Origin of the sequence: Dyella acidisoli (genome assembly GCF_030160295.1) — a bacterium.
GTDB lineage: Bacteria > Pseudomonadota > Gammaproteobacteria > Xanthomonadales > Rhodanobacteraceae > Dyella_B > Dyella_B acidisoli.
Genome location: NZ_BSOB01000025.1, coordinates 67,536 through 74,378 on the forward strand (window position 1 = coordinate 67,536; position 6,843 = coordinate 74,378).

General features: G+C 59.0%; 10 protein-coding genes. 8 read left to right on the forward strand and 2 right to left on the reverse strand.

Annotated features, from left to right (window positions below):
• Positions 1 to 577: 577 nt before the first annotated feature.
• Complete coding sequence (locus QQJ86_RS13650) at positions 578 to 973, reverse strand: RidA family protein (protein ID WP_284321508.1); 396 nt, start codon at positions 971 to 973, stop codon at positions 578 to 580.
• A 6-nt stretch (positions 974 to 979) separates the two neighbouring features.
• Complete coding sequence (locus tag QQJ86_RS13655; protein ID WP_284321509.1) at positions 980 to 1,972, reverse strand: aldo/keto reductase; 993 nt, start codon at positions 1,970 to 1,972, stop codon at positions 980 to 982.
• Between the two features lie 116 nt (positions 1,973 to 2,088).
• Here QQJ86_RS13655 and QQJ86_RS13660 point away from each other — a divergent pair, with 116 nt between their 5' ends.
• The 8 genes from QQJ86_RS13660 to QQJ86_RS13695 all read left to right on the forward strand — a co-directional run bounded on the left by QQJ86_RS13660 (position 2,089) and on the right by QQJ86_RS13695 (position 6,481).
• Positions 2,089 to 2,988, forward strand: coding sequence for a LysR family transcriptional regulator (locus tag QQJ86_RS13660; RefSeq protein ID WP_284321510.1), 900 nt, complete (start codon positions 2,089 to 2,091; stop codon positions 2,986 to 2,988).
• Positions 2,989 to 3,256: 268 nt separating this feature from the next.
• A complete protein-coding gene (locus QQJ86_RS13665; RefSeq protein WP_284321511.1) occupies positions 3,257 to 3,874 on the forward strand; it encodes an RNA polymerase sigma factor in 618 nt (205 codons plus the stop codon).
• A gap of 72 nt (positions 3,875 to 3,946) precedes the next feature.
• The gene (locus QQJ86_RS13670) at positions 3,947 to 4,180 is read left to right on the forward strand and encodes a RebB family R body protein (protein ID WP_284321512.1); all 234 of its coding nucleotides are present in this window, start codon (positions 3,947 to 3,949) and stop codon (positions 4,178 to 4,180) included.
• A 54-nt stretch (positions 4,181 to 4,234) separates the two neighbouring features.
• Positions 4,235 to 4,609, forward strand: a complete 375-nt coding sequence (locus QQJ86_RS13675) for a hypothetical protein (RefSeq protein ID WP_284321513.1) — start codon at positions 4,235 to 4,237, stop codon at positions 4,607 to 4,609.
• Positions 4,578 to 5,033 (forward strand): hypothetical protein, encoded by a 456-nt coding sequence (locus tag QQJ86_RS13680; protein WP_284321706.1) that lies wholly within the window; start codon positions 4,578 to 4,580, stop codon positions 5,031 to 5,033. Before QQJ86_RS13675 ends, QQJ86_RS13680 begins: the two co-directional genes overlap by 32 nt.
• Before the next feature lie 28 nt (positions 5,034 to 5,061).
• Positions 5,062 to 5,688, forward strand: coding sequence for a hypothetical protein (locus tag QQJ86_RS13685; RefSeq protein WP_284321514.1), 627 nt, complete (start codon positions 5,062 to 5,064; stop codon positions 5,686 to 5,688).
• A gap of 78 nt (positions 5,689 to 5,766) precedes the next feature.
• A complete protein-coding gene (locus tag QQJ86_RS13690; RefSeq protein ID WP_284321515.1) occupies positions 5,767 to 6,090 on the forward strand; it encodes a RebB family R body protein in 324 nt (107 codons plus the stop codon).
• Between the two features lie 64 nt (positions 6,091 to 6,154).
• Positions 6,155 to 6,481 (forward strand): RebB family R body protein, encoded by a 327-nt coding sequence (locus QQJ86_RS13695; RefSeq protein WP_284321516.1) that lies wholly within the window; start codon positions 6,155 to 6,157, stop codon positions 6,479 to 6,481.
• Positions 6,482 to 6,843: the final 362 nt, after the last annotated feature.

The following is a 6,843-nucleotide window of genomic DNA, read 5'->3' on the forward strand; positions in this document are numbered from 1 at the left end:
AGCGTTTCGCCTCAGGTGGGCATGTCGTGTTGTTGTGGCATTGCCTGCGGCGCTTTCGGAGCTTTCGGTCCCTAAAGGGCCCGAGTCACTTTTCTTTGCTGGCCCAAAGAAAAGTAACCCAAAGAAATGGCCTGAAGAGCTCATGGCGCATCCAAGTTACAAGCCTGAACGATGACGCCCTGCTTTGATCGTTGGCGGGCCAAGCTTCCACCGCGCCGCTATACCGCGAGGCGTCGAAGCATTGAGGGCTTAAAGCGCGCCCTCCGACGGGTTGAGCTTCGCTGAGATCTGCCCGATCTGCTTTAAGTCCTCAGCGCTTCGCCGCCTCGCGGTATAGCGGGGGCGTAGAACCTTGGGCGACCAACCAACTATCTAGCCATACACGTTCAGGCTTTTACCCTACCCATGCTGTGAGCCTGTTAGGCCATTTCTTTGGGTTGCTTTTCTTTGGGCCCGCAAAGAAAAGTGACTCGGGCCCTTTAGGGACCGAAAGCGCCGCAGGCAATGTCCCAACAAACGAGACACCTACCTGAGGCGAAACGCTAATCAGGCCCAAAGGGGAAAGGGGCACACGCCATCACCCTTCGCAAACCGCGATAGCCTCCACCTCCAACCACACCGATGGATGAAACAACCGGCTCACCTGCACAGCCGAGCTCGCGCAAGCATGCTCCGCGTCGATGAACTGGTCGCGCACCTCGCGGTACGCAGGTAGATCGCGTGCGATATCCACGAAAAATGCGGTGAGCTTCACGATCCGCTCGAACCCGCTGCCACCGGCAGCGAGCACTTCACCGAGATTGATGAATACCTGCTCCGCCTGCGCGCGAAAATCGCCCACGCCCACTAGTTCGCCGGATGGACCCAAGGGCACTTGGCCCGACACAAATAGCAGATTGCCGGCCCGGACACCCCCATGGATGCCCGGGAAGGCGAACACGGTTTCGGGGTGGATGCGCTGGATCGTGTTCATGACCGCTTACCGGCCGATGGCAGCCATGCCTGCCGGTGCGTAGCGTGCGCCAGCGATGGCGTCCGGTGGAAAAATGCGATCGATCGATGCGAGCTCTTCCTCGCTCAGCCGTACATCGAGCGCGCCGATGTTTTCATCCAGGCGTGCGCTGCGACGCGTGCCCGGAATGGGCACGATGTCCTGCCCCTGCGCCACTACCCAGGCCAATGCAAGCTGCGCCGGTGTGCAGCCTTTTTCAGCAGCGAGTGCTTCCACCTGTTTCACCAGTTGCAGATTGCGCGCGAAATTCTCGCCCTGGAAACGCGGATTGGTGCGGCGGAAATCATCCTCGTCGAAATCCTCCGGCTTGGTGATCGCGCCCGTGAGAAAACCGCGTCCCAGCGGCGAATAGGCGACCAGCGCAATGCCCAGCTTGCGACACATTGCAAGCGAACCGTTCTCTTCCGGATCGCGCGTCCACAGCGAGAGTTCGCTTTGCAGTGCGGTGATCTTATGCACCTTGCTGGCGCGTTCGATGGATTGCGCGGAAGCCTCAGACAAGCCCAAGTAACGCACCTTGCCGGCGGTGACCAGTTCCGCCATCGCGCCCACGGTTTCCTCGATCGGCACGTTCGGATCCACGCGATGCTGGTAATACAGATCAATGTGGTCCACGCCAAGCCGTTTCAGGCTGGCCTCGCAACTCGCTCGCACATATTCCGGTCGCCCGTTGACGCCGCGCATTGCCGGATTGGCTGGATCGCGCACGATGCCGAACTTCGTCGCCAGAAACACTTGCTCACGACGCCCTTTGATCGCCTTGCCGACCAATTCCTCATTGGTATGGGGGCCATAGACGTCGGCGGTGTCCAGCAAGTTCATGCCGCGATCGAGTGCATGGTGAAGGGTAGCGATGGATTCGGCATCGTCGCGTGAGCCATAGAACTCGCTCATGCCCATGCAGCCGAGGCCGATGGCGGATACGAGAGGGCCGTTCTTGCCAAGAGTGCGTGTCTGCATGGATGTCGCCTCGTAGTGGGGGGAATAGGTGAGCACAGCGACTCATCTTGGGCCGATGCGAGGCTGCGATAAATGCTCAATAATGGTCTTCACCATTTCATGGGGATCAACAATCCATGGACCGCCTCGACGCCATGCGACTGTTCACGCGGATCGTGGAACTGGGCAGCTTCACCGCTGCCGCGGACGATCTGAATTTGCCGCGCGCGACGGTGACCCACACCATCAAACGCCTGGAAGCGCGGCTCGGTGCGCAGCTGTTGCAGCGGACTACGCGGCGCGTGCGAACCAGTCGCGAAGGCGAAGCGTATTACAGCCATTGCGTGCGCCTGCTTGCCGACGTGGACGCGGTGGAAACGGATTTCCTCCAGGCCGCAGAACAGCCGCGCGGACGCTTGCGCGTGGATCTGCCCACGCAGATGGCACGCCTGTGGCTGATTCCTGCGCTGCCCGCCTTTTTTGCGCGCTATCCGCTGCTCGAACTGGATATCGGCACCGGCGATCACTTTGTCGACTTGCTGCGCGAAGGCGTCGACTGCGTGTTGCGTGTCGGTAGCTTGCCCGATTCCGGGCTGGTTGGCAGGCGCGTAGGCACGCTGGATCAGGTCACCGCCGCCAGTGCGAACTATGTGCGCAAACACGGTATGCCGCGCACGCTGGCGGATCTGCAAAACGGCCATTTCGCCGTGAACTGGGCCTCGCCGACTACGCATCGCACCGAACCACTGGAGTTCATGGTGGGCCGCAAGCGACGCGAAGTGATGTTGCCGGGGCGTGTAACGGTGAGCGGCGTCGAAGCGTATCGTGGATGCTGCGAGGCAGGGCTGGGCATTGCGCAATTCCCACGTTATCGCGTGGCCGATGCACTGAACAAAGGACAGCTCAAGGAAATTCTGCCTACCACGCCACCGCCGACGTTGCCGGTAACCGTGCTGTATCCACCGCATCGACAGATGCCGGCGCGCCTGCGTGTCTTCGTGGATTGGTTGGTGGAAGTGATTGGCAAGCAGCTCTGATCTGCACGCTTTGATGATGCGAACTTGTATCGCGCTTGTGCTGATTGTGAGCAGATTGGTGCTGAAAAGTGTTCGCCGCCCTACATGCACGTCCGTGTTCATTGCGTGAACAAATGACCTGCTTTTCACGCCAAAAGTCACTTTTTCGAGTCGACTCCGCAACTAATTTCATGATTGCCATCATGGTGACGCGAATGTCACCCAAGTAACAGCGACGCCAGAGGGTTCATCGCCAATCTCCCCGCACCTTAGTGCAGGGGATAAGGATATGAGCCAGGATATTGGCGACACATTGTCATCAGCTTCAAGTGCGAATGATGCGGTACGTAACGGCGATGAATCATTCGAACGTGCGTGGCGCACGATTCATTTCGATCTCGAACGGCGTGCCGTGCAGTTGATGAAGGGGGATCGCTCGGCTGCCGAAGAGTTGGTCGCCGATACGGCCTTAAAGACACTGCTTTACATGCGTCGCATGCCGGCACGCATTCGCAATCCGGAAGGCTTCATGTTCATCGTGCTCAATCACGTTTTTCTCGACAGCGTGCGGCACGCCGATCGCGAAAGTCGCGTGATGCGGCCGGGACCCGATATCGACGAAGACCATTCGATGAATGCCGCTGCGCCGTCACCATCGCCAGCGCGTGTGGTGGAGCTCAATGAAACACTTTCATCCATTGCGGCCACGGTCGATGGCCTTTCTGCCGAGAAGCGTCATCTCTTCGCCTTGAAATTCGAGCAGGAGCTGCCGTATGCAGCGATTGCCGGCGAACTGCGCATCAACGAAAGCCTAGCCCGCAAGCGCGTCGAATTGTTGCGCAGAACATTGCGCCAGGCAGCGGAAGAGGGTGGGCGCCCTCGGCGTTCGATTCGTTGCGGTCGATGAGTTCACGAAGTACCGGATGAATCGTTCTTTCATCCATTCGTTTCTTCCACACGATCCTTTGAGGGGCATTCCATGGCGGACGTCACGGCAGTCAACGCGCAGATCACTGATGCAGTCACCCAGACCAACGTCAAAGTGGTGGCCGAAGCGCCGGCGCAAGCCATTGCTTCGCTGTATCAAGTCGCCAGCCATTCGGCTGGCCTTTCCATGCAGAACGCGGTGCAGAGTCAGCAAGCGCTCAATCAGATATCCACCGCGGTGGTGTCGAAGGCCGCTGCTTTGATCATGGCGATCGGCGAAACATGACCGGGCGCGAGCCTTGACTGCAGGCATCCGTTAAGAGGAATAGCGCATGGCACTTTGGGACAGACTGAAAAAAAAGGGGCGTTCGGTTGCGGGAAGCAGGACATCCGTTGCCAATGCAGGTATCGCCGCGGTTGCTGCTGCAGACCCATCGCCGACTCCACCGGCGGCACCAACACCGACGCCAACACCGACGCCAACACCAACACCAACACCAACACCAACACCAACACCAACACCAACACCAACACCAACACCAACACCAACACCAACACCAACACCAACACCAACACCAACACCGACGCCGACGCCGACACCGACACCGACACCGACACCGACACCGACACCGACACCGACACCGACACCCATTCCGTCGCCGCCGGAAACGCCTTTGTCGCAGATGAACAAGCTGATGGTGGCGCGTACGACTAATGCGCCTCCTCCGACGGGGGCGTTGAATAGCCAGGTCGTGCAGGCGGTCACCTTTACTAATGCGGAAACGACTGACTACGCTGCGTCCCAGATCGCCATCGCACCGGACATGATGATCAGTCAAGCCGCGGGCCTGGTTGCGCAATCGGCGGCGACTTATTTCGACGGTGTAAGCAAGGTGGCGCTCGCCAGTCAAGCGGTGTTGCTTAAGCAGATGACCGAAAACATCGCCAAGCAAAACATTGCAGGCGCGGCAGAAGATGCCTTGGGTGCGCTTGTCACTGACTTGCTGATGGGCGCCGCCGCAGTGGTGGCCGCAGCGGCCGGCGCCATCGAAGGCGACGCGGCTAGCTTCGCTATCGACAAGATCGATCAAAGCATTTCCAAGTACAGCAGCTTGCTCACCAACACGAAGCCGAGCTGACGTCATCACCTTTGCACGGAACAACGCTATGACACAGACGCAACCGGATACAGCCGCCGCGCTGCGGCGTGTGGCCGAGGCATGGCTGAAACGGCCTCTCACACCTGCGGAAGAGCAAGAGCTGGAGCAATTTCAAAATGACATGTCTAGTAACGCAGTCGCGACGGCAAGTGCCGTGCCGTCCGGTGATCCTGCTGCGCACGCAAGAGCGCAAGCGGCGCAGGCTGTAAAGGAAGGGCACCAGCGAGCCGATTCTGCCATTCGCAACGTGCTGCAACGAATCCAGGGCACGGCAACGCAGGCGTTGCAAGCGCAAGAGCGCGAGGAGCAAGCCATTCTCAGGGTGGTGCAGGCAGCGCGGACGCTGGCCGACTTGCGGCCTTCTGCATTGGCTGCAGCAGGACAAGGTATGCCAGGCGCCGGCGGCATGGTCATGTCGCAGATCGCTGATCGACTCGCCAATCTCGTAAAGAGTGAGGTGGAGCAGAACTTCCAGCAGACATTCGGGCGTCTTCAGCAACAGCTGCAGAGCGCGATTACTGAGCTGGATGCAGCCAAGCAGCAATTGCAAAACGCTTTGCCGGCGAGCGCGCCGCAAACGGCGCCGTCGCCACCTCCATCCGCGCCGCAAGGCGGTGTTCCATCGTCGAGTTAGGTCAGCGCTTCACGATCCGCCTCGTTCGACGTTCTCGTACATGCGCTACGTATCGCGCATCCAACCAAGGAGAAAAAAATGGCATATCCCACCTCAGTCAACGACCAGATCACCGATGCGGTCACGCAATCCAACGTCAAAGTAGTCGCTGAAGCGCCCGCCATGGCACTGGGTTCTGTTTACCAGACCATGGCTCATTCAACCGGCATCCTGTTCGAGAACTCCATAGCCGCGCAGCAGCAGCAGAACACGCTGACGCAAGCGGCCACCAACCAGGGCGTGATGCAGATCTACAGCGTCGACACCACGGCGGCAGCCGGTGCAACCGAGAAAGTGGCGCAAACGGGCGTGGCGGACAACTTGACCAGTCTGCTCACTATCTTGAGCGCGTTCCGTCAGTAATGCCGATGATCACGGCTTCGTTGCATTGATCGCTTTTTCCATCCATTGATCGAAGGAGAACAACATGGCTTATCCGACCTCAGTCAACAACCAGATTACCGATGCAGTAACCCAATCTAACGTCAAGGTCATCGGTGAAGCGCCTGCCATGGCGATGGGTTCCATCTACCAGACCATGGCGCATTCGACCGGCATCCTGTTCGAGAACGCGGTGTCCGCACAACAGCAGCAGAACACGCTGTCGCAGGCAGCCGCCAACCAGGGCGTGATGCAGATCTACACCTTGGATACCACGGCCGCAGCCGGCGCAACGGAGAAAGTGGCGCAGACCGGCGTCGCCGACAACCTCACCAGTTTGCTGACGGTGCTCAACGCTTTCCGCCAACAGTAATGCGGATGTTCGTTACGCATTGCACCGGAGACATCGTGTCTCCGGTGTTTTTTTGCGACATAAAAACGCAGGACGTTGGTGTCAATACGTAACTCCTCTCTCCCTTTGGGCCTGATTAGCGTCTCGCCTCAGCTGGGGATTTCGTGGATTGAGCCATTGCCTGCGGCGCTTTCGGACCCTAAAGGGCCCGAGTCACTTTTCTTTGCGGGCCCAAAGAAAAGTAACCCAAAGAAATGGCCTGAGAAGCTCGCGGCATGAGTAAGGTAAAAGCCTGAACGTTTCTGGCTAGATAGGTGGTTGATCGCCCATGGTTCAACGCTCCCGCTATACCGCGAGGCGTCGAAGCGCTGAGGACTTAAAGC

What these genes read in the sequence shown, in the direction of transcription:
- QQJ86_RS13660 (WP_284321510.1), top strand. Translation starts at nt 2,089, where the DNA reads ATGGACCGCCTCGACGCCATGCGACTGTTCACGCGGATCGTGGAACTG.
- QQJ86_RS13680 (WP_284321706.1), top strand. Translation starts at nt 4,578, where the DNA reads ATGAACAAGCTGATGGTGGCGCGTACGACTAATGCGCCTCCTCCGACG.
- QQJ86_RS13650 (WP_284321508.1), bottom strand. Translation starts at nt 973, where the DNA reads ATGAACACGATCCAGCGCATCCACCCCGAAACCGTGTTCGCCTTCCCG.
- QQJ86_RS13690 (WP_284321515.1), top strand. Translation starts at nt 5,767, where the DNA reads ATGGCATATCCCACCTCAGTCAACGACCAGATCACCGATGCGGTCACG.
- QQJ86_RS13655 (WP_284321509.1), bottom strand. Translation starts at nt 1,972, where the DNA reads ATGCAGACACGCACTCTTGGCAAGAACGGCCCTCTCGTATCCGCCATC.
- QQJ86_RS13685 (WP_284321514.1), top strand. Translation starts at nt 5,062, where the DNA reads ATGACACAGACGCAACCGGATACAGCCGCCGCGCTGCGGCGTGTGGCC.
- QQJ86_RS13670 (WP_284321512.1), top strand. Translation starts at nt 3,947, where the DNA reads ATGGCGGACGTCACGGCAGTCAACGCGCAGATCACTGATGCAGTCACC.
- QQJ86_RS13695 (WP_284321516.1), top strand. Translation starts at nt 6,155, where the DNA reads ATGGCTTATCCGACCTCAGTCAACAACCAGATTACCGATGCAGTAACC.
- QQJ86_RS13665 (WP_284321511.1), top strand. Translation starts at nt 3,257, where the DNA reads ATGAGCCAGGATATTGGCGACACATTGTCATCAGCTTCAAGTGCGAAT.